Here is a 23,849-nt window from a genome sequence, read left to right on the forward strand (position 1 = left end):
GAAGTTGCGTGCTGATCAGCATACGGCTGCGATTCTGTGGCGAGAATGGGTGTCCTCTGCGGGCGAACTCCCCGTTCCCCGCGACCCAGCGCGGAGCCGCGAGCCGCCTACGAGTAGACGTGCGGGGCGAGGACGCCCACGCCGCGCAGGTTGCGGTAGCGCTCGTCGTAGTCGAGGCCGTAGCCCACCACGAACTCGTCCGGGATGTCGAAGCCCACGTACCGCACGTCGACCTCGACCTTGGCGGCCTCGGGCTTGCGGAGCAGCGCGACGATCTCGACGCTCGCGGCACCGCGGGACTCGAGGTTCTGCTTGAGCCACGACAGCGTCAGACCGGAGTCGATGATGTCCTCGACGATGAGCACGTCGCGGCCGTGCAGGTCGGTGTCGAGGTCCTTGAGGATCCGCACCACGCCCGACGACTTCGTGCCGGAGCCGTACGACGACACCGCCATCCAGTCCATCCGGGCCTGCATCTTCAGGTGCCGCGAGAAGTCCGCCATCACCATGACCGCGCCCTTGAGGACACCGACGAGCAGGGGATCGCGCCCCGCGTAGTCACGGTCGACCACCGCGGCGAGCTCGGCGAGCTTGTCGTCGATCTGCTCGGGGGTGAAGAGGACTTCGGACAGGTCTGCCTGGACGTCGGAGAGTTCCACCACCCCAGCCTAACCGCCCCGACGTCACTGTCCGGCGGGGCGCTCCCCGGCGCTGAACTGCAGGCGGTCGCCGGTCCGCGATGCCCGGACGCCCGGCAGGTCGATCGGCCCCTGCCCGGTCCAGTCCGTGACGAGCCGGCACACCTCGAGCGTCTGGACGCGGGACAGCGTCACGCCGAACTCGCTCTCCACCGCGAGTCGGACGAGCCGCTGCCGGAGCGCCGGCGGGTTCGCGTGCAGTGCCCGGGCGGACAGCGAGATGCCGGCCTCCGAGTGCTCGGCGATGTCCTCCGCCATCTCCTCGGCGAAGTGGTCGAGCGCCGCGGAGTCCTCGCGGAGCTGGTCCGCCGTCCGGGCGAGGGCCTCGGGGACGCCGGCACCGAGCTCGCGCTCCAACGCGGGCATCAGCGTGTTCCGCACCCGGACCCGCGCGAACGCCGGGTCGCCGTTCTGCGGGTCGTCCCACGGCACCAGTCCGGCCGCGGCGCACACCTGGCGAGTGGTGTGCCGACGGAGCCCGAGGAGCGGCCGCCCGTACGCCGGACCGGCGTCGCGTCGCGTCAGCGGCGCCATGCCGGACAGCGAGTCCGGCCCGCTCCCGCGGGCCAGGCCCAGCAGGACCGACTCGGCCTGGTCGTCGAGGGTGTGCCCGAAGAGCACGAGTGGTGACCCCGTCTCGGAGGCGACGTCCGCGATCGACGCGTGTCGTGCCTCCCGGGCGGCCCCTTCGGGACCACCCGCGGAACCGACGGCGACCCGGCGGACCGTCACCGGTGCGAGTCCCAGCTCGGATGCCTGCCTGGAGGCGCGGCTCGCCACCGCCTCGGAGCCCGCCTGGAGCGCGTGGTCGACCACCACGGCGCCGGCTCGCAGTCCTTGCTTGGGTGCCTCGAACGCGGTGGCCGCGGCGAGCGCGAGCGAGTCCGGTCCGCCGCTCAGCGCGACGAGCACCAGGTCACCCGCACGGACGACCGATTCGTCGATGGCCTGGGCGAGGAGCATCCGGACCGCGCGACGGGCGTCGGCGACCGCGGGATCCAGCCGGGGACGCGGAGAGTTCACCCGGTAACGTTAGCCGCGCTTTCCGTTCAACCGACAGACCAGGAGCACACATGGCCGCGTACGACGTCGTCGTCGAGATCCCCAAGGGCAGCCGCAACAAGTACGAGGTGGACCACGAGACCGGTCGTGTCTACCTCGACCGCGTGCTGTTCACGTCGTTCGTGTACCCGACGGACTACGGCTTCTTCGAGAAGACCCTGGCCGACGACGGTGACCCCGTGGACGCCCTGCTCCTCCTCGAGTACCCGACGTTCCCCGGTGTGGGCGTCAAGGTCCGTCCGGTCGGCGTCTTCAAGATGAGCGACGAGGCCGGCAACGACGCGAAGGTCCTCGTGGTCCCCGCGAAGGACCCGCGCTGGGCGCACATCCAGGACATCTCGGACGTCGACGAGCAGACGAAGGCCGAGATCGCGCACTTCTTCGAGCGCTACAAGGACCTCGAGCCGAACAAGTGGGTCAAGGCCGAGGGCTGGGGCGACGCCGCCGAGGCCGAGGCGATCGTCACGGCCGGCCAGGCCGCGTACGTGCCCGGCTCGCACTGACCGACTGCGGGCTGCTCGCACTGCGGGCTGCTCGCACTGCGGGCTGCTCGCGCTGCGGGCTGCTCGCCCGCCGCGGGATCGCACCCCCGTACGAACAACGCGCCCCGTCCTGACGGGGCGCGTTGTTCGTTGCGGGCTGCGGTGCGGCGTCTAGAGCGAGCCGCTCGGACGGGCGACGTACGGCAGGAGGTCGCCCGGGGTCCAGATCGCCCGCTCGACGACGCCGACGCGGACGTTCGCCGCCTCGACCATGCGACCGTTCCCGGTGTAGATCGAGTCGTGGTACCCGCCGGAAGCGGCTCCGTTGCTCGAGTAGAAGAGGATGTCGCCGGGCTGCCGCTGCGACAGCGGGACCAGGCGGCCGATCGACTTGAAGTAGTTGTACTGCCAGACGACGTTGTGCCCGCCCGTGGTGATGCCCTGGGAGTTGTACGCCATCATCACCAGGCCGGAGCAGTCCCAGGTGGTCGGGCCGGCGCCGCCGAACTCGTAGGCGTCGCCGATCTGGGCACGGGCGTAGGCGATGGCGCCGGCGGCCCGCGAGGGGGTGCTCGGTGCCGACGGGGGTGTCGGCGTGGTGACCGGCGGGTTCGGCTTCGCGGGGGTGCTCGGCTTCGCCGGCGTGCTCGGCTGGGACGGGGTGGCCGGGGTGCTCGGCTTCGACGGGGTGGCCGGCGTGCTCGGCTTGGCGGGGGTGCCAGTGCCGGTCCCGCCGCCACCGTTGCCCGCAGTGCCACCGTTGCCCGCCGTGCCGCCGTTGCCGGTGGTGCCGCCGGAGCCGGTGGTGGTGCCGCTGCCGCCGGCCCCGCCGGACGTCGCCGTCTGCGCTGCCAGCTGCGCCTCGGCCTGCTTCGCCTGCTCGGCGTTCCAGTACGCCGTCTCCGTGGCGACGCTCGTGCCCTTGAGGAACGCCAGCTGCTCGAGGACCTCGGCCTGCTTCGTCTGCTGCTGCTGCACGCGGGTCTGCGCGGACGCAGCCGTGTCGTTCGCGGTCTCGAGCGCGCGCTTGGTGGCGTCGGTGGCCTTGGTCAGCGCCTTCGTCGCGGCGGCCTGCTGCGCGGCGATCGAGTCGACGGTGTTCTGGTCGGCGCGTGCAGCGGCGAGCACCGTCGCGGACCGCTCGGACAGGTGCGACATCGTGCCGACCCGGTAGAGCAGGTCCTTCGCGTCGGACGAGTCGACGAGCATCGACGTCGACAGGTCACCGCCACCCGTGCGGGACAGCTCGACCACCAGCCCGGCGACCTGCTTCGCGGAGTCGTCCGCTTTCTCCTTCGCGCGCTTCCCCTGCGCGGTCAGGTCGTCGAGCGCGGACTGTGCGTCCTGCTGCTGCGACGCCGCCAGGGAGTAGGTCTGCCCGGCCTGCAGCTCGGCGACCTGTGCCTCGTCGGCCGCGTCCTGCAGTGACTGCAGACGGGTGCTCAGCTCGTCGACGGTGGACTGCGCGTCGGCCGCGTCCGCCTTCGCCGCTCGCACGTCGTCCCAGCTCGGGGCGGAGGGTGCCGCCTGGGCGGGGCCGGTGATCACGCCGGTGAGGCCGATCCCGAGGACGGCGATCACCGCGATCCCGCAGGACAGGGTGCGAGCGGAGTGCTTCACGAGGGTCAGGGCCTTTCGGGCGCGCACACGGTCATACCGAGATCCCCCGCGCTGCCATGAAGGGGACCGGGTCGACGGCGGAACCGTTGATCCGGGTCTCGAAGTGGAGGTGGCATCCGGTCGACCAGCCGGTCGAACCGATCTTCGCGATCTGCTGGCCGGCCTCGACGTGCTGACCGACCGACACGAGCGTGCCGCCGTTGACGATGTGCCCGTAGGCGGTGGAGATCCCGCCGCCGTTGTCGAGCACGACCTCGTTGCCGTAGCCGCCGCCGTTCGCCGCGAAGGTCACGGTGCCGGAGTGGGCTGCGTAGATCGGGGCGTAGCAGGCGGGTGCCAGGTCGACGCCGGCGTGCAGGGCCCGGTAGTGCGTGTACGGGTCGACGCGGTAGCCGTAGGGGCTCGTCTGGTAGCCGCCGGCGGGACGCACCCAGCCGGACGCGTTCGCCGTCCCGCCCCCGGTGCCGCCCGCGCTGGTCGCCGCTGCCTTGGCCGCCGCCGCAGCGAGGGCAGCGAGCCGGGCCTTCTCGACCTGGACGCCCTTGTTGTAGCGCTTCTCGACGTCCGCCTCGTTCGTGGTCAGCAGCGTCAGCTGTGACTGCAGCCGCGCCTGGTTGTCGCTCTGCGCGTCGACGGCTGACTGCGCGTCGTCGGCTGCCTGCTGGGCGGCCTGCATCTTCTGCTGGGCCGCGTCGGCGAGCGCGCCGAGGGCGTTCTTCGCGAGGTCCGCGCGGTCGGCGAGGCCCTGCGCGACGCCCCGGTCCTGGCTCGCCTGCGAGTAGATGCCGTCCGCCTGCTCGCTCAGCTTCGACATGGCGCCGAGCTCGTAGAGCAGGTCACCCGACTTCGACGGGTGCGTGAGGATGTCCGTCGTCACGTCGTTCGCGCTCGCCCGCCCGAGCTGGGCGGCGAGCTGGCCGGCCTGCTCCTCGGACGCCGCCGCGGTCTTCTCGGCGTCGTCCGCCTGCTGCTGCAGCTTCTTCTGCGTGAGGGTGGCGTCGTCGTACTTCGTCTGGGCCGTCTGGTACGCGGTGCCGGCTGCCTGCGCGGACTTCTCCGCCGCGGAGGCCTTGGACGACAGGTCGGCGATGAGCGCCTTGATCTCGGCGACCTTCGCCTGCTGCGCCGACTTCGACGCCTTCGCCTTCTCGACGTCGGACCAGCTCGGGTACGACGCCGCACTGGCCGCCGTCACCGGAGCCAGCGCCCCGAGCGTGCCGACGGCGAGCGCGACGGCGACCGCGGCGGCGATGACGCGGCGGCGGGGACGGAGTGAGAGCGATGGTGAGGTCGACATACATCTCGATTTCGTAACAGCGCGGCAAGGCTCACGCACGTAACACTGTTAACAAGCGCAACAGTAACAACAGGTGTCGCACCCGCACACCCCCTCGCACGAGGGGTACGGGACCGACGACGATGGTCGCATCCGATCATCGACAGCACGAATCGGGGCCTGGTGCCCCAGGGTGAGTGAAGCCCTGTGGGCCGAGCGCCCGACCGCGACACGCCGGGGGTTCCGCCGCCACGGCCCCCGATTTGTGAAACCTGCGGACCATCCGTATGCTTGTCCATCGGTAGCGCGAAGCACCGCTTGCGGCCCTATCGTTTAGTGGCCTAGGACACCGCCCTTTCACGGCGGCAGCACGGGTTCGAATCCCGTTGGGGTCACTCTTCGGAGTGAGCAAGCAAGCAGAGCGGTACCGAGCAAGACAGCAATTCGCAGTACTGATAACAAAACATGGCCCTGTAGCGCAGTTGGTTAGCGTGCCGCCCTGTCACGGCGGAGGTCGCGGGTTCAAGTCCCGTCAGGGTCGCCACGGCTGGATAGCTCAGTTGGTAGAGCGTTCGACTGAAAATCGAAAGGTCCACGGATCGATGCCGTGTCCAGCCACGGTGAAAGGCCCCCTGCTTCGGCAGGGGGCCTTTTTGCGTGGGTGGTGCGGCGCGGCCGGCTCGGCGTCCGCGTGAGCCGGTCCGCCCGTCCTGGCCCGGCGTGAGCCGGCTCGCACAACCAAAGCCACGCCGAACCACGCACCTGCGCAGTTCGGGGCGACTGTGGTTGTGCGGCTCGCGTCCGCGCCGTGGCCGACAGCCTGGAGGCACGGGGTGCGCCCGGCTGCCGGCCTCCGGGATCAGGCCTCGCGGGTCTTCGGGCTGCTGTCGTTCGTCTTCGCCGGGTCGCGCTCGACCACGGCCCCGAGGGCGTCGTCGATGCGGGACATCAGCTCCGACGGGATCGTGACCCCGGCAGCGCCGGCGTTGTCGTGCACCTGCTCCGGACGCGACGCACCGATGATCGCGGACGCCACGTTCTGGTTCTGCAGCACCCATGCGACCGCGAGCTGCGCCATCGACAGGTCCAGCTCGTCGGCGATCGGCTTGAGGTCCTGCACGGCCGTGAGGACCTCGTCCCGCATGAACCGCTTGATCATGTTCGCGCCGCCCTTGTCGTCCGTGGCGCGGGAGCCCTCCGGCAGCGGCTGACCGGGCTGGTACTTGCCGGTGAGCACGCCCTGGGCGATCGGCGACCAGACGATCTGCGAGATGCCGAGCTCCTCGGACGTCGGGACGACCTCGCCCTCGATGACCCGCCAGAGCGCCGAGTACTGCGGCTGGTTCGAGATGAGCTGCACGCCGAGGTCGTCGGCGAGCTCGTGGCCGGCCCGGAGCTGCTCCGCGGTCCACTCGCTGACACCGATGTACAGCGCCTTGCCCTGCCGGACGACGTCCGCGAAGGCGAGCATCGTCTCCTCGAGCGGGGTCTCGTAGTCGAACCGGTGCGCCTGGTAGAGGTCGACGTAGTCGGTCTGCAGCCGCTCGAGCGACCCGTTGATGGACTCGAGGATGTGCTTCCGGCTGAGCCCCGTGTCGTTGTGGCCCTTCGGACCGGTCGGACCGAACACCTTCGTCGCGATCTCGAGCGACTGGCGCCGCTCCCCCTTGAGCGCCTCACCGAGGACGGTCTCGGCGCCCGTGTTCGCGTAGACGTCGGCGGTGTCGAACGTCGAGATGCCGACGTCGAGGGCTGCCCGGACGCAGGCGATGGCCGCGTCGTTCTCGACCTGGGAGGCGTGGGTGAGCCAGTTGCCGTAGGTGATCTCGGAGACCTTGAGGCCCGAGTTGCCGAGGTAGCGGTACTCCATGTGCGTGTCACTCCTGTCGTGGCCGCATCGGTGCGGCTCGGTTCGTGACGGTAGTCCCCGGATCTTGCCCGGCTCCCAAATCAGGTCGCGAAGCCGGTACGGTGATGTATCAGTTGGCCGACCGGGCAAGACGAAACCCCGGCGATGTGGCCTGGGCCAGGGATCGTTCCGGGGTCTTCGATGAAGAGTCTACATGGGAGAGGCTGATGGCGAGGAGGCCGGTGTCAGGGGATTCAGCAGCACTCGCTGGTCTTCTCACGGAGGACCGCCTGTCCTCGTACACGCGGTCGTCGGGCAGCGCCGACGGGGCCTTCCGCTTGTACGAGTGGAACATCAAGGCCGCCTCGAGCGTGATGGGACTGACGGGCGTGGTCGAGGTGATCACTCGGAACGCTCTCGACCGCGAACTGCACGCGTGGGCAGGAAGGCGACCGGGAAGGGGGGCAGTGGCTCGATGCGGTTCCACTTGACGGTCAGGGGCGTGCCGACCTCGCGAAAGCGCGATCTCGGGCGTCCCGCAAGGGCCGCCGCGATGAGGTGCACGGTCGCGTGGTGGCGGAGCTGACCTTCGGCTTCTGGCGGTACCTGGTTGAGTCGAGGTACCACACCTCGCTCTGGGTGCCGGATCTCCACCGAGCCTTCCCGCACGGCCCAGCCGATCTCCGCGTGCGGCGCAACGAAGTGAAACGCCGGCTGCAGCAGCTCCATTACGTGCGCAACCGCGCAGCTCATCACGAGCCGATCCACGAGCGGGACCTGCGCCGGGATCATGCCTACGCCGTCGAGCTGCTCGGATGGATCCATCCGAGCGCCGCGCGATGGGCGGTCGGTGTGTCCGGGCTGCCGCAGGTGCTGGACGCCCGGCCCAGCGCCGGAGGTGCAGGATCGGAAGGAGTGCGGCGCGGTGGTGCGCCGCCGGGAGCGAAGGAGCATCCATGTCGGGACCGAGCGTGCTGTTCATCGGCGGCAGCGGGGTCATCAGTGCCTCGTGCGTCCGCGAAGCCGTCGAGCGGGGGTTCGACGTCACCGTGCTCAACCGGGGGACCACCGGGGGCAGGCCGATCCCGGAGGGTGTGACGCGCCTCCAGGCCGACGTGTCGGACCGCAGCGCGCTGGCGGACGCACTCGGCGACCGCCACTTCGACAGCGTCGTCAACTGGATCGCCTTCACGCCGGACCAGGTGCAGGCGGACGTGGACTTCTTCGCGGGACGGACGCGGCAGTACGTCTTCATCAGCTCGGCGTCGGCGTACCAGACGCCCGCGACGCACCTGCCGATCACCGAGTCGACGCCGCTGAAGAACCCGTACTGGCAGTACTCGCGGGACAAGATCGCGTGCGAGGAGCTGCTCGTGCAGGCCTACCGGGAGCACGACTTCCCGGTGACGATCGTCCGACCGTCGCACACGTACGACGAGACGAAGCTCCCACTCACCGGTGGGTGGACGGCCGTCGCGCGGATGCGTGCCGGCAAGCCGATCATCATCACCGGTGACGGCAGCTCGCTCTGGACCCTGACGCACAGCCGGGACTTCGCCGTCGGCTTCACGGGGCTGCTCGACCGGGCCGAGGCGATCGGTGAGGCGTTCACGATCACGAGCGACGAGGCGCCGACGTGGAACGCGATCGCGCAGGAGATCGCGGCGGCCGCCGGGGTCGACGACCTGCGGATCGTGCACGTGCCGGCGGACGCGATCGCGGCCGTCGACCCGGAGTGGGGCGCGGCGCTCCTGGGCGACAAGGCGAACAGTTCGGTGTTCGACAACAGCAAGATCCGGTCGCTCGTGCCCTGGTACCGGCCGCGGACGCCGTACCGGCACGGGGTGCGCGAGGTGATCGCCTGGTACGAGGCGCACCCCGAGGAGCAGGTGGTGGACGAGCGGCTCGACGCGCTGATGGACGAGCTGGCGGAGCGCTGGGCGGTCTGAGGCGCGGGCGGGGGCGGGCTCGGCCGGGGCGGTCGGGGCTGGGCGGTCGGGGCGGTCGGACCTGGGCGGTCGGGCGGTCGGGCGGTCGGGCGGAATGGTCCCTCGCACAACGGAAGTCACCCCGAACTGCGCGGATGCGCGGTTCGGGGTGACTTTGGTTGTGCGGCGTGCGGAACGCGCGCGGCGGCGGCGCGGCGCGCGCCGCGGCGCGTCAGCGCGCGGCGAGCACCTCGCCGAGGGTGCCGATCGCGAGGCGCACCTCGTCGTCGGTGACGACGAGCGGCGGCGCGAAGCGGATCGTCGACCCGTGGGTGTCCTTCACGAGCACGCCGCGGTCGGCCAGGTCCTTCGCGATCGCCTTGCCGGTGCCGAGCGCGGGATCGATGTCGATGCCCGCCCAGAGTCCGGCGACCCGGTGTGACACGACCCCGGAACCGAGCAGGTCGTCGAGCAGCCCGCGCAGGAGCGGTTCGCCGTCGAGCGCCCGCTGCTGGAACGTGCCCTCGCCGAGCATCGCCACGACCTCGGAGCCGACGGCCGCCGCGAGCGGGTTGCCGCCGAACGTGGAGCCGTGCTCGCCGGGGCGCAGGACCCCGAGCACGGACGCCGACCCGACGACCGCGGACACCGGGACGATCCCGCCGCCGAGCGCCTTGCCGAGCGTGATGAGGTCCGGCCGGATGTCGACGCGCTGGACGGCGAGCGTGTGTCCGGTGCGGCCGAGCCCGGACTGGATCTCGTCGGCGACGAACAGGGCACCGAACTCGTCGCAGATCTCGCGGACGGCGGGCAGGTACGACGCCGGCGGGATGACCACGCCGCCCTCGCCCTGGATCGGCTCGAGCAGCACGGCGACGACGGTCTCGTCCATCGCCTCGCGGAGGGCCGCAGCGTCGCCGTACGGCACGGTGCGGAAGCCCGGCGTGTACGGCCCGAAGTCGTCGTGGGCCGTGGGGTCGTCGGAGAACGAGATGATCGTCGTGGTGCGGCCGTGGAAGTTCCCGGACGCCACGATGATCGTCGCCTGCTCGGCCGGCACGCCCTTGACGCGGTAGCCCCAGGCGCGGGACACCTTGATCGCGGACTCGACGGCTTCGGCCCCGGTGTTCATCGGGAGCACCATCTCGGTGTCGGTCAACGACGCGAGTGCCGCGGCGAACGGTCCGAGCTGGTCGCTCACGAACGCCCGCGAGGTCAGCGTGACCCGGTCGAGCTGCGCCCGCGCGGCGTCGAGCAGCCGCGGGTTGCCGTGGCCGAAGTTCACCGCGGAGTACGCGGCGAGGCCGTCGAGGTAGCGCTTGCCGTCGACGTCCGTCACCCACGCGCCGTCGCCGGAGGCGATGACCACGGGCAGCGGGCTGTAGTTGTGTGCAAGGGCACGGTCCTCGACGGCGAGCGCGGCAGCGGTGTTCGTCCCCAGCGCGCTGGTCATCAGGCGCCCCGCGCGACCGAGTTGCCGGTGCCGACCGGGTGCAGGTCGAGCGTGCAGCACTTCACGCCGCCACCGCCGAGCAGGAGCTCGGACAGGTCGACGCCGATCGGGTTGTAGCCCTTCTCGCGCAGCTGCTCGGCGAACGTGGTCGCGCGGGAGGCGATCACGACGTTGTACCCGTCCGAGTAGGAGTTGAGTCCGAGGATCGCGGCGTCTTCCTCCGTGGCGATGATCGCGTTCGGGAAGCGCTCGCGCAGGATCGTCAGCGACGCCTCGTCGAAGGCGCTCTCGAGGTACGCGATGTTCGAACGGCCGGAAGCGTCGGGCTCCGGGTCGAGCACGGCGATGGCGGTGTCGAGGTGGTAGAAGCTCGGGTTGATGAGCTTCAGGGTGACGACCTCGCGGCCGTAGATGCGGGCGAGCTCCTCGTGCGAGGTGCTGTCCGAGCGGAATCCGGTGCCGGCGAAGATCGTGTCGCCGATGAGCAGGAAGTCGCCCTCGCCCTCGTTGGTCTCCTCGGGCTCGGCGACGGTCAGTCCGGCCTGGCGGAACCAGTCCATGTACGCCGGACCCTCGGGCTGACGCTCGGGGTACTGGAACTTCGCGCCGTACGCGACGCCGTCGAGCACGAAGCCGCCGTTGGCCGCGTAGACCATGTCCGGCAGGCCGTCGATCGGCTTGATGTAGGAGATGTCGAAGCCGAGGCCCTCGTACACGTCGACGAGCGACTGCCACTGCTGGACGGCCTTCGACGTGTCGGTCGGGTCCTCGGGGTGCATCCACGGGTTGATCCGGTAGCTGACCGTGTAGAAGTCCGGCTTGCACATGAGGATCGTCCGCTTGGTCGCGGTACGGGCCGGTGCGTCGGTGGTCGAGGGTGCGGTGTTCGACATCAGTCCTCCTGGAGGGACCGGGGCCCGAGCCTGCCAGGAACCGAAACTACAACGGGGTGAAGTGCTCCGGCGAGATGCAGGCTCACTCGCCGTAGCGGACCAGGTCGACGCCGAGACCGATCCTCGCACGAACCGTCCGAACAGTGCAGCAACCGAGTGCGAAACGCCGTGGCACCCGTTCGGGGCGCGCACGTTTCGTGCGCGGAACCCACGGACCGTGCAAGAAGCCCGCGTAGGATGGGTGCAATGGATTCGCTCGACCACCGCATCCTGGACCAGCTCCGGGAGAACGCCCGCGCCGGCTACGGCGACATCGGGTCGGTGGTCGGACTCTCGGCCTCGGCCGTGAAGCGCCGTGTCGACCGGCTCGTGGGTGACGGGGTCATCCAGGGGTTCACGATCAAGGTCGACCCCGCCGTCGAGGACCGCGGCACCGAGGCCTGGGTGGAGCTCTACTGCCGCGGCACGGTCTCGCCCGACGAGCTCCGGTCCCTGCTCGACACCGTGCCGGAGGTCATCGACGCCGGCACCGTCACCGGCAGCGCCGACGCCGTCGTGCACATGCGCTCGAAGGACCTCTCCGCACTCGAGGAAGCGCTCGACCGGGTCCGCCTCGCGCCGCAGGTCGACCACACGCGCTCCGCGATCGTCCTCTCCAAGCTGGTCAGTCGCGAGACCGCGTAGCGTCCGGCACATGGGACGGACGGCGACGGCCTGGAGGCGCGTGGGGCCTCCCACACGATCGCGTGCGGCCCGCCGTCTGGTCGCCGCCGCGTCCGGCGCCTACCTGGCGAACTGCCTCTGGGGCACGGCCGTCGCGGTGCGGCTGATCCGGACGAAGAAACTCCGCGTCGTGCACCACGGCCTGTTCGTCGTGACCGCCACGCTCACCGGGGTCGCCGCGACGACGCCCGTGTGGACGCGGGACCGCTCCGCGCTGTTCCTGCTGCCGGCGCTCGTTCCCTTGGCGGTCGCTCCACGCACGAACCCGCGCTCCGGAGCACACTGGAGAGTCGCGGTCGCCGCTGCTCCGTCCTACCTGGGGGCGCTGTTCGCGAGGCGCTGACCGCCACCACGAGACACGAGGGAAGCAGTGGAGCTCTTCGAAGCGATCCGACGGCGGCGCACGACCAACGGGGCGTTCCTGCCCGACCCCGTCTCCGAGGAGCACCAGCGGCTCCTCATGGAACTCGCCGGACGGGCGCCCTCGCAGCTGAACAGCCAGCCGTGGCGGTTCGTGCTCGTCGAGGAGCGCGCCACGATCGACCGCGTCGCCGAGATCAGCGGCCGCTCGATGACCCGGACGATGGCCGCGGGGACGTTCTTCGAGCGGTACAAGCCGTACTTCCGGTTCTCACAGGCCGAGATGGACGAGCGCCGCGACGGGATGCTGTTCGACAAGCTGCCGGCGCCGCTCAAGCCCTTCACGAAGCAGGTGTTCACCAAGCGTGGGCAGCTCCTCATGAACACGCTCCGGGTGCCGCAGAGCCTCGGCGAGGAGAACCGGAAGCTCGTCGCCGGGTCGCCGCTGCTGCTCGGGGTGATGCTCGACCGACACGAGTACCGGAAGGAGGAGCTGTCCGGCTTCTACTCGGTGTTCAGCATGGGGGCGGCGATGGAGAACATCTGGCTCGCCACGACGGAGCTCGGCCTCGGCATCCAGTTCGTGTCGTTCCCGATGGAGACCCCTGGGGCGTGGGCGGAGATCGAGGACCTGCTCCGCGTGCCGGACTCCTTCGAGCTGATGGCCGTCTACCGGATCGGCCACCTGCCGCCGGAGCGCCGTCGTCCCGCGATCGACTGGACCTCGAGCGAGCGGAAGCGTCCGTCGCAGTACGTGTTCCGCGGGACCTGCGACACCCCGCAGCAGGGGTGGGACGACGCGCCGGTGGCGGGGCACATCGCCCCGGAGGCGACCACCTCGTGACCGCGACCACGCCCACCGGGGGCACGCCGCGCCTCCCGGCCGTCGCCCCCGGCCTGCCGGGCCGCCCCTGGATCTCGCAGGACTGGCTCGACGTCGTCTTCGTGCACTGGCGCGTCGACGTGTCGGCGGTGGCCCCGCTGCTGCCGGCCGGAACGCGACCCGACACGATGGCGCTCGACGGGACCGACGACGGCGTGACCACCTGGGTGGGTTTCATCGCGTTCGGGTTCGAGGACACCCGGTTCCCGCCCCTCGGGGCGCTGGGACGGACCGGCTCGATCGGCGACTTCGTCGAGGTGAACGTCCGCGTCTACACGGTCGACGAGCAGGGCCAGCACGGTGTCGTGTTCCTGTCGCTCGACGCCGGCAAGCTGCTGCCGACCCTCGGCGCACGCGTGGCCACCGGGCTGCCCTACTGGTGGGCGGACGCCGAGTCGCGGAGCGGCGACGGCCGCGTCGGGTACGCGATGCGGCGGCACGGTACGCACCTGCGGTCCCTCGTCGACGTGCGGATCGGCGAGGAGCTCGCGGAGCCGACCGCGCTCGAGACGTTCCTGACGGCACGGTGGGGCATGCACGTGCGACGACTCGGTCGGACCCGGTTCTGGCCGAACGAGCACGAGTCGTGGCCGTTGCACCGTGCCTCGGTCGTGTCGTTGCGGGACGACCTGGTCGGGGCCGCCGGGCTGCCGTTCGGGTTGACGGAGCTCGAGCCGGACTCGGTGCTCTACTCGCCGGGGGTCACGACGCGGTTCGGTCGGGGGCGCTGAGCGGGTCGTCGCCCGGCGGCTCCGGTCCCGGTTCTGGTTGACCGCCGACGTCCTCCGCACCGTCGAGGTCGGGGTCCGCCGTCCTCGACGCGGCTCGCCGGTTCAGCACCGCGACGACGACGGCGATCGGGATGACCAGGATGCTCCACCCGATCCACATCGACGCGTGCGCTTCGTCGACGACCGGGACCGTCAACGCCACGACCGCGTACACGGCCGCCACCACAGCGACGGCTGCCGACGCCACCGCACGACCGCGCCGCTCGAACCGCGTCGGGTCGTCCCGCCGCAGCGTGTACAGGCCCGTCGCGGCGACCACGTACCCGATCAGGAGCGTCCGCGCGCCCACCGCGAAGGCGAACACCGCCAACGCGACGCCGACCGCGTTCCACACGACGACCCGGGTGCGATGGAAGCGCCACGCCGCCGCGCGACTCGGGTACCAGTACGTCCGTCGTCCGGCGACCGCGAGCACGACTGCAGCGATCAGCCCCACGACACCGACCGGGATCACCACGGGCAGGGCGGGACGCTGCAGCCAGATGCCGAACGCCACCATCGCCATCGCCCCGACTGCCAGAGCCGTCGGCGGACCCCACCACTGCTCGGGGAGGATCGGCGCCCGGCGGATCCAGCGCGGCTGCGGCTCCGCGTCCGGCTCGGGTTCCACGGGGTCGCCTCGCGTGTCCACGCGACCATCTTGCTCGCCACTGTCCGCAGGCACAGGCCGTCGGGGGACAACGGCTGAGTGGTGCCGCCTCACCCCTGCGTACAACTGGGCCCATGACTCGAGTGGCAGTGGTGACCGGTGGATCCGCAGGACTGGGACGGGCGACCGTGCGCGAACTCGCGGCACGGGGATGGGACGTCGCGGTCCTCGCACGCGGGCGGGACGGTGTCGACGCCGCGGTCGCCGAGGTCGAGGCCGCCGGACGCCGGGGGCTCGCCCTGGTCGCCGACGTGTCCGACCGCGACGCCGTCGAGGCCGCTGCCGACCGGGTCGAGCAGGAGCTCGGGCCGATCGACCTGTGGGTCAACGGGGTGATGGTCGGCGTGTTCGGCCGGTTCCTCGAGACCGCACCAGAGGACTTCGAGCGCGCGCTGCACGTGACCTACCTCGGTTTCGTGAACGGCACCCGCGCCGCGCTCTCGCGGATGGTCCCCCGCGACCGCGGCCAGGTCATCCAGGTCGGGTCGGCGCTCGGCTTCCGGGGCATCCCCCTACAGGCCGCCTACTGCGGTGCGAAGCACGCGATCGTCGGCTTCACCGAGTCGGTCGTCTCCGAGCTCATCGAGCAGGGCAGCCACGTGCAGGTGTCCCGCGTGGACATGCCGGCGCTCAACACGATCCAGTTCCAATGGGTGAAGTCGAAGCTGCCGCACCACCCGCAGCCGGTCGCACCGATCTACCAGCCGGAGGTCGGTGCCCGCGCGATCGCCGCCACCGCCGAACGGCCGCGCCGCCGCACGTGGGTGGGCGAGTCGACGGTCTACACGATCCTCGGCAACCGGATCAGCGGGCGGTTCGCCGACTGGTACGCCGCGAAGACCCTGGTCTCCGGGCAGCAGAACCCGGAGAAGGACGGCCTGGAGCTGCACGACAACCTGTACGAGCCGGTGCCGGGCGACCACGGCGCGCACGGGGTGTTCGACGAGTCGGCGCACGCCTGGTCGCCGCAGACCTGGTGGGTGGAGCACCGTCGGCTCGGCAACGGGCTGCTCGGGGCGGTCGTCGGCGCGGCCGGGGCCGTGGGCGCCGTGGCACTCGCGGCGGGACGTCGGCGATGAGCCGGGGTGCGCGCGGCGGCCGGATCACCAGTCGTCGCCGCCTGGTCGAGGTCGCCCGCCTCGGGCTGGGCGTCTGGCACCTGGCCCGGGCGACCCGGTCGGACGACCCGCACGGGGTGCTCGACCGGGTGCTCGGCGTGCGGCAGTTCACGCAGGCCGCCCTGGTGCTCCGCGCCGGCACTGCCGAGGCGCACACCCTCAGCGCCGTCGTCGACGCGGTGCACGGCGCGACCATGGTGCCGCTCGCCCTCGACCCGACACGGCGGCGGTTCGCCGTCGGGCAGGCCTGGATCGCGCTGGCGCTCACCGTGGCCGAGGTGTCGGCGGTCGGACGCGGTCGCCGCGCCTGACACCGAGGAGCGCCCTGTCGGGGGTCGTCGGTAGCGTCCGGACATGGCCACCACCTACTCCGTCGCCTCGTCCCTCGACGGCTTCGTCGCCGCCCCCGGTGACGACCTCGACTGGCTCCTGCAGTTCGGGTTCGAACCCTTCCAAGAGCACCACGACGCCTTCTTCGCCGGCGTCGGCGCGATCGTGATGGGGTCGACCACGTACGAGTGGCTCCTGGCGAACGACGACACCTGGGCGTACCCGACGGTGCCCACCTGGGTCTTCACCTCGCGCGAGCTGCCCGTGCCGGACGGTGCCGAGGTGCACTTCGTCGCCGGGACGGTCACGGACCACCAGCCGACGCTCGAGCGCGCCGCCGGTGACCGCGACGTCTGGGTCGTCGGCGGCGGGCTCCTCGCCGCCCAGTACCAGGCGGCCGGCCTGCTCGACGAACTCCGCGTGACGGTGATGCCGATCGCGCTCGGAGCCGGCGCACCCCTGCTGCCGGTGGCCGCACCGACGGCAGTGTTCGAGCTCGTCGGGCTGACCCCGTTCAGCGGCGGCGCCGTCGAGCTGCACTACCGATCTGCGCACGCACGGACGTGATCCCGGACACCGCGGCGTAGCGTCCACGGCATGAGCGACAAGGAACAGACCGAGCCCGTCATGGACGGCGCCACCGACGCGACGAACCACGAGAAGCTGCGCGGACTCATCGAACAGGTCGACCACGACCACCACGGCGAGGGCGCCGGCGCGATCGCCGACCACCTGCGTGACCGGATGGACGAGACCGGCGTCGAGGACGAGGATGCGGGGGACGCGCAGGACTGACCCGCCCGGTCCGCCCCGGGCCCGACGACGGCGGCGTCCGGGACGCACCGTTCACGCGACGAGCACGGCTCACGCGACGTGCACGGTTCACGCGAGGTGCTCGCGGAACGTGCGCAGTGCCTCCAGGTCGTCAGCGTCGAGTCCGGAGCGGCCCACGAAGCGGTCCACGTCGAACCCGTCGAGCGCGCCGCGGAACGCACCTTCGACCGTGGTGCCGTGTTCGGCACACAGGGCCTCGATCTTCCCCTCGTTCGGCGGCACCCCGATCGAGGCGAGCAGCGCCGGTGCGTTCTCGACCGTGACGAGGTGGTCCGCGACGACCGCCTCGGGCTCGACGCCCGCGATGGTCAGGAGCGCGAGCGCCACGATCCCGGTGCGGTCCCGCCCGCCGGCGCAGTGGAACAGGACGCCGCCGGGCTCGGCGCGCGCGATCGCCCGCAGCGCCTCGCCGGTGCGCTCAGGCAGTTCGTCGAGGTGCGGCCCGTAGTACAGGGGTGTCCCGACCAGGCCGGTCTCCCAGTACGCCGACCAGAACGACGGCGCGGCGTCGAGTCCGTCGTGGTCGACGACGACGGTGGTCAGCCAGTCCGGACGGACGCCGGTGTCCTTCGCGGTCTCGGACGGAGCACGCAGGTCGACGATGGTGCGGATGCCCGCGTCGAACAGCGCCTGCCATCCGGCGGCCGTCAGCCGGTCGACGCCCTCGGACCGGAAGAGCCGACCCGACGGGGTCGTCCCGCCGCGCCAGAGCGGCAGCCCACCCAGGTCACGGCCGTTGTGCAGCCCCTCGGCGTGCAGGGTGCGCGGGTCAGACACGGAGCTCCGTGAAGTCGGGGTCGAGGTCGCCGAAGCGGTGCGCCGTCAGGGACACTGACTGCTCTCGGAGGAACGGCAGCATCTCGATGATGCCGGCCTCGACCACGGGGGCGTCGTGGATCGCCACGTCGACGCTCGCGCCGAGGGCCTCCTCGAGCGCGAGCGGGTCGCCGCCGACCAGGCGGATCCGGGCACCCGGTCCACCGAAGGCCGTGTGGGACGGGCGTTCCTGCCCCTGCGAGAGCACGGCTTCGATGGCGTCCTGCGGTTCCTCGTCCCCGGTCGACCACGACTCGCGGAACACGGCCCCGGACGCCGCGCGCCGCAGGAACTCGTCGTCGGACTCGACCAGGCTGTCGACGACGTGCAGCGGTGACCGACTCGACGCGAGCAACTGCGTGAGGGGGCCGGGGAGCGGGCTGGCACTGCTCAGCAGGACGTGGGCACGGGCCGAGGTCGCGGCGACGAGCACCCGGACGAGGTCGCCGATCGGTGCGCCCTCGGCCTGCCGGACGATCACGGACTGCGGCCGCCACCGCACCACGTTCCGCTGCACGACGAGCGCGGACGGATCGTGCGCGACGCCGAACTCGGTCGCCTGCGCGCGCACGTCGCTGAGCGCCCCTGCTCGGACCTGGTCGAACTCCTCGAACGACAGGCCGCTGCGGGCCGCCTCGATGACGGCGGTGACCCGCGGCGGCAGCCCGTGCAGCTGGATGCTCTTGTGGACGGTCCGTGGAACGGGGACCCATCGGCCGAGCGTCGCCACGTACATCGACCCGCCGGGCTTCGTTCCGGTGCCGACGGCGGAGCGCTTCCAGCCGCCGAACGGCTGCCGCCCGACGACCGCACCGGTGGTGCCGCGGTTGACGAACAGGTTGCCGGCCTGCACCCCGGCGAGCCACTCCGCGACCTCGTCGGCGTCGAGCGAGTGGATGCCCGCCGCGAGTCCGTAGTCGGTCCCGTTCTGGATCGCGAGCGCCTGCTCGAGGGTCTCCGCGCGCATGATGCCGAGGACCGGGCCGGCGTACTCGGTCTGGTGGAAGTCGCTGCCGGGGCGCACGCCGTCGCGGATGCCCGGCGACCACAACCGCCCCGAGTCGTCGAGGGGCACCGGCTGCACGAGCCAGGACTCCCCCGGGCCGAGCTCGGTGAGCCCGACACGGAGCGTGGCCGACGGCTCGGCGATCACCGGTCCGACCTGGGCGGTCGGGTCGTCCGGCCACGCGACCCGGAGTGTGCGGGTGGCGTCGACCAGCTGGCGACGGAAGCGTTCGCTCTCGCCCACGGACCCGACGAGGACCACCAGGGAGGCCGAGGAGCGCTTCTGCCCGGCGTGCCCGAACGCCGACTGCACGACGTCCTGCACGGCGAGGTCGACGTCGGCGCTCGGCGTGACGACGATGGCGTTCTTGCCGCCGGTCTCCGCCGTCAGGGGCAGGCCGGCCCGCCACCAGCGGAACGACCGGGCGGTGTCCGCCGAGCCGGTCAGCAGGACCCGGTCGACGGCCGGGTGCGCGATGAGGTCGCGGCCGAGCTCGTTCTCGTCGAGGTCGACGAGCTGCAGCAGGGAGTGCGGCACCCCGGCGTCCCAGAGCACGTCGGCGAGGAGCGCGCCGCAGCGCTTGGCCTTCGGTGCGGGCTTCAGCACGACCCCGCTGCCGGCGGCGAGCGCGGCGAAGACCCCGCCGGCCGGGATCGCCACGGGGAAGTTCCACGGCGGCACGACCACGGTGAGCCGCGGCGGCACGTACCGGGCCCCGTCGCCGTCCAGCTCGGACAGGCGTCGGGCGCTCTCGGCGGCGTGGTGGGCGAGGTCGACGGCCTCGCTCACCTCGGTGTCGGCCTCGGCGAGCGTCTTGCCGGTCTCGGACGCCATCACCTCGATCAGGTCAGCCCGACGCGTCTCGAGCTCGTGCGCGATGAGGTCGAGGAGCTCGGCCCGGTCCGACGGGTCCTGCCGCCCCCAGTTGACGCCGGCCTGGGCGGTCCGGGCGACGATGCGCTCGAGTGTCGCGCGGTCGGCGGTCTTGGCACCGCGGATGGTCTGCGCGCCGAGCTGCGACCGCGGCACGCGGCGCAGGACGTCGAGTCCCCACGCGCGGTTCGCGGCGATCGCGGGGTCGGTGTCCGGGACGTTCCGGAAGGCGTCGCGGTGCACGGGCTCACCGACGGGTGGGCGGCGGTCCTGCGTCCGGTGGGTGGTCGGCACGGGGTCCGGCGCGTCGAGTGCCTCGACCGAGGCGAGCCACCGACGGCGCTCCCGTTCGAAGACCGTCTCGTCGTGGTCGATCTCGGCGATGCCCGCCATGAAGTTCTCGGGGGCGGCGCTCTCCTGCAGCCGCCGGGCCAGGTAGGCGATCGCGGCGTCGAACTGGTCCGGCTGCACGATCGGTGTGTACAGCAGGACCTGCCCGACGTCGGCGCGCACGGCCTCGGCGTGGGTGGTGGCCATGCCGAGCAGCATCTCGACGTCGACCGCGTCGGTCACCCCGCGGCGCTGGGCGAGCACCCACGCGGTGGCGAGGTCGAACAGGTTGTGCCCGGCGACGCCGATCCGGACCGCGTCGGTGCGCTCCGGCGTGAGGGCGGCGTCGAGCATCCGGAGGTACGCGGTGTCGGTCTCGTGCTTGGAGCCCCACGTCGCCAACGGCCACTCGTGCAGGATCGCGTCGACCCGTTCCATGGCGAGGTTCGCGCCCTTCACGAGCCGGACCGTGATCGGCGCGCCGCCCCGGGCACGCCGCGCCTGCGCCCACGAGGTCAAGGACTCCAGCGCTCCGGCCGAGTCGGGCAGGTACGCCTGCAGCGCGATGCCGGCCCGGAGCCCGGTGAACTCGTCGCGGTCGAGCAGCGTCCGGAACACGGCGAGCGTGACGTCGAGGTCGCGGTACTCCTCGACGTCGAGGGTGATGGACTTCGGCGTGGGGCTCGACGCCGCCGTCCGGTACAGCGGCACGAGCCGGTCCACCGCGCGCTCGACCGTCTCGTCGAAGGCCCACATCGACATCTGCGGCACGACCGAGCTCACCCGGATCGAGACGTGGTCGACGTCGTCGCGGGCCAGGAGCTCCATCGTGCCCTGCAGCCGCCGGTCGCTCTCGGCGCTGCCCAGGACCGCTTCGCCGAGCAGGGTCACGTTCAGCCGCGTGCCCGGTCCGGCGAGCTTCGCGAGCGCGGGCCCGAGCTTCGCGGGGGTCGCGTCGACGACGAGGTGCCCGGTCATCCGGCGCAGGATCTTCCGCGCCGTCGGCACGACCGCCCACGGCGCCATGGTCGCGAACCCACCGCCGAAGGTCACCGCACCGCGGAGGTACCAGGCGAGGACGTCCGGGACGTCCTGGCCGACCTTCTCGAGGTTGCGGGCCGCGACCCGGGGGTCCTCGGGGCGGATCACCTTGTCGACGAACCCGCGCGTGAAGTCGAGTCCCTGCTCGTCGCGGAGCACCGCCGCGAGCCGGGCGGCGCCGGGCTCCGGCTTGGACGCGGCGGACGCCGCCGTCCACCGGCGCACGAGGGCGACGGCGTCGTCGGTGCAGTCCTGCAGTCGGGCGCTCGGCATGCTCCGATCGTATGCCGAGCCCCCGACCCCACCTCGGAGTCAGCCGTGCGCGCCCCGAGCATCATCCGGACGGATGATCCTCCCCGCGACCGGGTCCGGAGGTGGATACGCTGGCGCAATGTCGAACGCGGGCGCCGAAGGCCACGACTGGGCCACGTGGGACGCCTACCACGACGTCTGGCGGCGGCTCGACCGCGCGCTCGACCACGCCGTCCAGCAGGGTGCGGGGATCTCGATCCCGGAGTTCGAGATCCTGATCGGCCTGCACCGCGACCCGGAGCACCGCCTGCGGGTGCGCGACATCGCCGCCGGCATCGGCTGGGAGAAGTCCCGGGTCAGTCACCAGGTGACGCGGATGGTGGCACGCGGGCTCGTGGAACGCGCGGACTGTCCGACGGACGGGCGCGGCAGCTGGGTGGTGATGACGCCGGACGGGCGTCGTGCGGTCCTCTCCGGGATCCGCGCGCACACGGGTGCGCTCGAGGACCTGTTCTGGAGGCCCGTGGGGACCGACGCCGAGACGCTGCGGTCCGTCTCCGCGCGCGTCCAGGACGCCATCGGCCCCGACCCGGACCCGCCGCAGTCGCCGGGGTCCCCCGACCGCGACTAGAGGTCGACCGCCGCGAGGGCGTCGTCCTGCCCGCGGAGGCGGACCTGCACGCTCGCGATGTCCGTCCGCGGGACGTCGGTGGACGCGGACAGCCCCTTCGCGTCGGCGCCGGCCGCGGTCCAGGACGCCACGGTCTGCGTGGTGCCGTCGGTGCGGACCACCACGAGGTCGTACATCACGGACCCGTCGGCGCTCCACGTCCTGCCGCCGTACGAGCACCCCCAGTCGAACCGGGTCCCCCACGACTCCCCGCTGACGGCGAGGTCGACGTCGAGCCCCTGCGCGCCGGTCATCGCGTACCGGTCGGCGTCGGACCGTGCCGTGGCGGCCGGACCGGCCTGGACGGACCCACGATCGGCAGCGGTCCCGACGGCGAGACCGCCGAGGACGGCGGCGACGACCGCGAGCCCCGCGGTGGCGGCGACCCAGACCCGGCGACTGCGGCGACGGTGGCGGACGCGGTGCGCGACGGAGGCGAGGGTGCTCTCGGAACGCACGTCGCGCCTCCCGTCCGGTTCCGCGATCTCGATCGCCTGGTCGGCCGGGAGCTTCCCGAGCAGGCCGGGCAGGCCGACCAGCTCGGCGACCGCGGCGGCGCAGCGGTCGCACGTCTCCAGGTGCCGCTCGTACTCGAGTCGTTCGTCGGGTGGGAGGGACCCGAGGACGTAGGCCGCGTCCCACTCGGCGTACCGGTCGTCGCTCATCGGGTCACGCCTCGTTCCTGCAGTGCGAGCCGGAGGGCCCGCAGTCCGTAGTGCAACCGCGACTTGGCGGTGCCCTCCGGGATGTCGTGTCGTCGTGCGATCTCGGGCACGGTGTGGCCGAGCCAGTACGCGTCCACCACCACCCGGCGGTGGTCCGGGGTCAGCGACGCGAGGGCGTCCGCGACCACGATCCGGTCCAGCACGGCGTCCGTGCGGTCCGCCTCGACCCGGTCGACGGGCTGGTCGGTGCCGTGCTCACGGCGGTTGCGGGCGGACCGCGCGTCGTCGACCACCAGGTTCCGCGCGACCGTGAAGAGCCAGGCGCGGGCGCTGTCCGGCGCGCGTTCCAGCACGGCCGGTCGCTGCCACGCACGGACCATCGTCTCCTGGACGACGTCCTCGACGATCGAGCCGTCCCGCGTGAGGTGCCGGACGTAGCGCGTGAGCGCGTCGCCGTGCTCGCGGTACAGCGTCGCGAGCAGCTCGTCGGCGGACCGGCTCGTCACGGTCACTTGCCGAGGTCGAGGGAGAACTCGACCGCGCCCTTCCCGTCCACGGTGACGAACCCGAGCGAGGGTGCCTTGACGCCGTAGTCGGCGAAGGTGATCGGCACGGTGCCGGCGACCTGCACGGTGCCGCCCGTACCGACCGCGACCTGGGCCTCGGCCGTCACGGGCCGCTCGACGCCGTGCAGGTCCATCGTGCCGGTGAGGGTGACGTCCTGCGTCGAGCCGTCGAGGGCCCGGCTGACGTCCACGGGCTTCGTGAGCTCGAACGTGGCCGTGGGGTACCGGTCGGTCTGCAGCGCCGTGGAGCGGAAGTAGGCGTCGCGGGCGGACTCGGGGGTGCTGATCTTCCCGACCTGCACCGTGACGGTCGCCGTGGTGAGGGAGCCGCCGTCGACCACGGCGGTACCCGTCACGTCCTTCGTGCGTCCGACCACGTTCACATCATTGCCCTGCAGGACCTCGTGCACCCGGTACCCGGCGAACGACGTCCCCCGGCTGGTCCAGGTGCCGTCGGCGTCCGCGGGCGCGAGGGTCGCGGACGAGGTGGGCGAGAGGGTCGGTGCCGCGGCGGCCTGGCCGTTCACGGTGTTCGCGTAGATGACCGGCCCGGCGACGGCAGCGGCGGCCGCGACGACCACGACGCCGGTGGAGATGCCGATGATGACCTTGGTGCGAGTGCGGAGTCCCATACCCCGACGACGAGGTGGGGGTGCGGATCGTTCAACGGGGCGCGCGGTC

General features: G+C 72.0%; 25 protein-coding genes and 3 tRNA genes. 14 read left to right on the forward strand and 14 right to left on the reverse strand.

What is annotated here, in order from left to right:
- Positions 1 to 107 precede the first annotated feature (107 nt).
- Positions 108 to 659, reverse strand: coding sequence for a hypoxanthine phosphoribosyltransferase (gene hpt / locus EDF64_RS08805; protein WP_071293359.1), 552 nt, complete (start codon positions 657 to 659; stop codon positions 108 to 110).
- A 24-nt stretch (positions 660 to 683) separates the two neighbouring features.
- Positions 684 to 1,721, reverse strand: a complete 1,038-nt coding sequence (gene tilS, locus EDF64_RS08810; RefSeq protein ID WP_208108872.1) for a tRNA lysidine(34) synthetase TilS — start codon at positions 1,719 to 1,721, stop codon at positions 684 to 686.
- 50 nt (positions 1,722 to 1,771) lie between these two features.
- On the opposite strand from tilS, the gene EDF64_RS08815 reads away from it, so the two are divergent.
- Positions 1,772 to 2,263: an inorganic diphosphatase gene (locus tag EDF64_RS08815; protein ID WP_133519645.1), complete on the forward strand. Its 492-nt coding sequence runs from the start codon at positions 1,772 to 1,774 to the stop codon at positions 2,261 to 2,263.
- A 150-nt stretch (positions 2,264 to 2,413) separates the two neighbouring features.
- On the opposite strand, the gene EDF64_RS08820 is transcribed toward EDF64_RS08815, so the two are convergent.
- On the reverse strand, positions 2,414 to 3,862 hold the full coding sequence (locus tag EDF64_RS08820) for an NlpC/P60 family protein (RefSeq protein ID WP_133519646.1): 1,449 nt from the start codon (positions 3,860 to 3,862) through the stop codon (positions 2,414 to 2,416).
- Between the two features lie 31 nt (positions 3,863 to 3,893).
- Entirely contained in the window at positions 3,894 to 5,159 is a 1,266-nt protein-coding gene (locus EDF64_RS08825) for a M23 family metallopeptidase (protein ID WP_133519647.1), read from the reverse strand.
- A gap of 301 nt (positions 5,160 to 5,460) precedes the next feature.
- Between EDF64_RS08825 and EDF64_RS08830 the strand changes: the two genes are divergently transcribed.
- The 3 genes from EDF64_RS08830 to EDF64_RS08840 all read left to right on the forward strand — a co-directional run bounded on the left by EDF64_RS08830 (position 5,461) and on the right by EDF64_RS08840 (position 5,756).
- Positions 5,461 to 5,533, forward strand: a tRNA-Glu gene (locus EDF64_RS08830).
- Positions 5,534 to 5,605: 72 nt separating this feature from the next.
- A tRNA-Asp gene (locus tag EDF64_RS08835) sits at positions 5,606 to 5,682 on the forward strand.
- A gap of 1 nt (position 5,683) precedes the next feature.
- Positions 5,684 to 5,756: transfer RNA gene (locus tag EDF64_RS08840), tRNA-Phe, on the forward strand.
- 241 nt (positions 5,757 to 5,997) lie between these two features.
- On the opposite strand, the gene EDF64_RS08845 is transcribed toward EDF64_RS08840, so the two are convergent.
- Positions 5,998 to 7,008, reverse strand: coding sequence for an aldo/keto reductase family protein (locus EDF64_RS08845; protein ID WP_133519648.1), 1,011 nt, complete (start codon positions 7,006 to 7,008; stop codon positions 5,998 to 6,000).
- A 381-nt stretch (positions 7,009 to 7,389) separates the two neighbouring features.
- Positions 7,390 to 7,812 (reverse strand): hypothetical protein, encoded by a 423-nt coding sequence (locus EDF64_RS08850; protein ID WP_133519649.1) that lies wholly within the window; start codon positions 7,810 to 7,812, stop codon positions 7,390 to 7,392.
- Positions 7,813 to 7,943: 131 nt separating this feature from the next.
- On the opposite strand from EDF64_RS08850, the gene EDF64_RS08855 reads away from it, so the two are divergent.
- On the forward strand, positions 7,944 to 8,936 hold the full coding sequence (locus tag EDF64_RS08855) for an NAD-dependent epimerase/dehydratase family protein (RefSeq protein WP_133519650.1): 993 nt from the start codon (positions 7,944 to 7,946) through the stop codon (positions 8,934 to 8,936).
- Positions 8,937 to 9,147: 211 nt separating this feature from the next.
- Here EDF64_RS08855 and rocD read toward each other — a convergent pair whose 3' ends face one another.
- Together rocD and ddaH are read right to left on the reverse strand one after the other, a co-directional pair.
- Positions 9,148 to 10,368: an ornithine--oxo-acid transaminase gene (gene rocD / locus EDF64_RS08860; RefSeq protein ID WP_133519651.1), complete on the reverse strand. Its 1,221-nt coding sequence runs from the start codon at positions 10,366 to 10,368 to the stop codon at positions 9,148 to 9,150.
- Positions 10,368 to 11,261: a dimethylargininase gene (ddaH, locus tag EDF64_RS08865; protein WP_133519652.1), complete on the reverse strand. Its 894-nt coding sequence runs from the start codon at positions 11,259 to 11,261 to the stop codon at positions 10,368 to 10,370. Before ddaH ends, rocD begins: the two co-directional genes overlap by 1 nt.
- A 246-nt stretch (positions 11,262 to 11,507) precedes the next feature.
- Here ddaH and EDF64_RS08870 point away from each other — a divergent pair, with 246 nt between their 5' ends.
- From EDF64_RS08870 to EDF64_RS08885, 4 genes are read left to right on the forward strand one after another with little or no spacing between them, the layout of a single operon-like run.
- Positions 11,508 to 11,945, forward strand: a complete 438-nt coding sequence (locus EDF64_RS08870; protein WP_133519653.1) for an Lrp/AsnC family transcriptional regulator — start codon at positions 11,508 to 11,510, stop codon at positions 11,943 to 11,945.
- 10 nt (positions 11,946 to 11,955) lie between these two features.
- Entirely contained in the window at positions 11,956 to 12,327 is a 372-nt protein-coding gene (locus EDF64_RS08875) for a hypothetical protein (RefSeq protein WP_133519654.1), read from the forward strand.
- 27 nt (positions 12,328 to 12,354) lie between these two features.
- Positions 12,355 to 13,188 (forward strand): nitroreductase family protein, encoded by an 834-nt coding sequence (locus tag EDF64_RS08880; RefSeq protein WP_133519655.1) that lies wholly within the window; start codon positions 12,355 to 12,357, stop codon positions 13,186 to 13,188.
- A complete protein-coding gene (locus EDF64_RS08885) occupies positions 13,185 to 13,958 on the forward strand; it encodes a YqjF family protein (protein WP_133519656.1) in 774 nt (257 codons plus the stop codon). The genes EDF64_RS08880 and EDF64_RS08885 overlap by 4 nt, the downstream gene beginning before the upstream one ends.
- Here EDF64_RS08885 and EDF64_RS08890 read toward each other — a convergent pair.
- Positions 13,930 to 14,649: a hypothetical protein gene (locus EDF64_RS08890; RefSeq protein WP_133519657.1), complete on the reverse strand. Its 720-nt coding sequence runs from the start codon at positions 14,647 to 14,649 to the stop codon at positions 13,930 to 13,932. The genes EDF64_RS08885 and EDF64_RS08890 overlap by 29 nt on opposite strands.
- A gap of 92 nt (positions 14,650 to 14,741) precedes the next feature.
- Between EDF64_RS08890 and EDF64_RS08895 the strand changes: the two genes are divergently transcribed.
- The 4 genes from EDF64_RS08895 to EDF64_RS08910 are packed head-to-tail and all read left to right on the forward strand — an operon-like array spanning position 14,742 to position 16,910.
- Positions 14,742 to 15,746 (forward strand): SDR family oxidoreductase, encoded by a 1,005-nt coding sequence (locus tag EDF64_RS08895; protein WP_133519658.1) that lies wholly within the window; start codon positions 14,742 to 14,744, stop codon positions 15,744 to 15,746.
- Positions 15,743 to 16,096 carry a hypothetical protein gene (locus EDF64_RS08900; RefSeq protein ID WP_133519659.1) on the forward strand — a complete coding sequence of 118 codons (354 nt, stop codon included), beginning with the start codon at positions 15,743 to 15,745 and terminating at the stop codon, positions 16,094 to 16,096. The genes EDF64_RS08895 and EDF64_RS08900 overlap by 4 nt, the downstream gene beginning before the upstream one ends.
- Positions 16,097 to 16,139: 43 nt before the next feature.
- Positions 16,140 to 16,682, forward strand: a complete 543-nt coding sequence (locus EDF64_RS08905; protein WP_133519660.1) for a dihydrofolate reductase family protein — start codon at positions 16,140 to 16,142, stop codon at positions 16,680 to 16,682.
- A gap of 30 nt (positions 16,683 to 16,712) precedes the next feature.
- The gene (locus tag EDF64_RS08910; protein ID WP_133519661.1) at positions 16,713 to 16,910 is read left to right on the forward strand and encodes a hypothetical protein; all 198 of its coding nucleotides are present in this window, start codon (positions 16,713 to 16,715) and stop codon (positions 16,908 to 16,910) included.
- Positions 16,911 to 16,997: 87 nt separating this feature from the next.
- Here the strand turns inward: EDF64_RS08910 and EDF64_RS08915 are convergent, their stop codons facing one another.
- Entirely contained in the window at positions 16,998 to 17,726 is a 729-nt protein-coding gene (locus EDF64_RS08915) for a tyrosine-protein phosphatase (protein WP_133519662.1), read from the reverse strand.
- Entirely contained in the window at positions 17,719 to 21,288 is a 3,570-nt protein-coding gene (locus EDF64_RS08920; RefSeq protein WP_133519663.1) for a bifunctional proline dehydrogenase/L-glutamate gamma-semialdehyde dehydrogenase, read from the reverse strand. The genes EDF64_RS08915 and EDF64_RS08920 overlap by 8 nt, the downstream gene beginning before the upstream one ends.
- A gap of 118 nt (positions 21,289 to 21,406) precedes the next feature.
- Here EDF64_RS08920 and EDF64_RS08925 point away from each other — a divergent pair, with 118 nt between their 5' ends.
- The gene (locus tag EDF64_RS08925) at positions 21,407 to 21,898 is read left to right on the forward strand and encodes a MarR family winged helix-turn-helix transcriptional regulator (protein WP_166645664.1); all 492 of its coding nucleotides are present in this window, start codon (positions 21,407 to 21,409) and stop codon (positions 21,896 to 21,898) included.
- On the opposite strand, the gene EDF64_RS08930 is transcribed toward EDF64_RS08925, so the two are convergent.
- The 3 genes from EDF64_RS08930 to EDF64_RS08940 are packed head-to-tail and all read right to left on the reverse strand — an operon-like array spanning position 21,895 to position 23,800.
- Complete coding sequence (locus EDF64_RS08930) at positions 21,895 to 22,602, reverse strand: anti-sigma factor (RefSeq protein WP_133519665.1); 708 nt, start codon at positions 22,600 to 22,602, stop codon at positions 21,895 to 21,897. The genes EDF64_RS08925 and EDF64_RS08930 overlap by 4 nt on opposite strands.
- The gene (locus tag EDF64_RS08935) at positions 22,599 to 23,114 is read right to left on the reverse strand and encodes a sigma-70 family RNA polymerase sigma factor (RefSeq protein WP_133519666.1); all 516 of its coding nucleotides are present in this window, start codon (positions 23,112 to 23,114) and stop codon (positions 22,599 to 22,601) included. Before EDF64_RS08935 ends, EDF64_RS08930 begins: the two co-directional genes overlap by 4 nt.
- Complete coding sequence (locus EDF64_RS08940) at positions 23,111 to 23,800, reverse strand: YceI family protein (RefSeq protein ID WP_133519667.1); 690 nt, start codon at positions 23,798 to 23,800, stop codon at positions 23,111 to 23,113. The genes EDF64_RS08935 and EDF64_RS08940 overlap by 4 nt, the downstream gene beginning before the upstream one ends.
- Positions 23,801 to 23,849: the final 49 nt, after the last annotated feature.

Origin of the sequence: Curtobacterium flaccumfaciens (assembly GCF_004361695.1) — a bacterium.
Classification (GTDB): domain Bacteria; phylum Actinomycetota; class Actinomycetes; order Actinomycetales; family Microbacteriaceae; genus Curtobacterium; species Curtobacterium flaccumfaciens_B.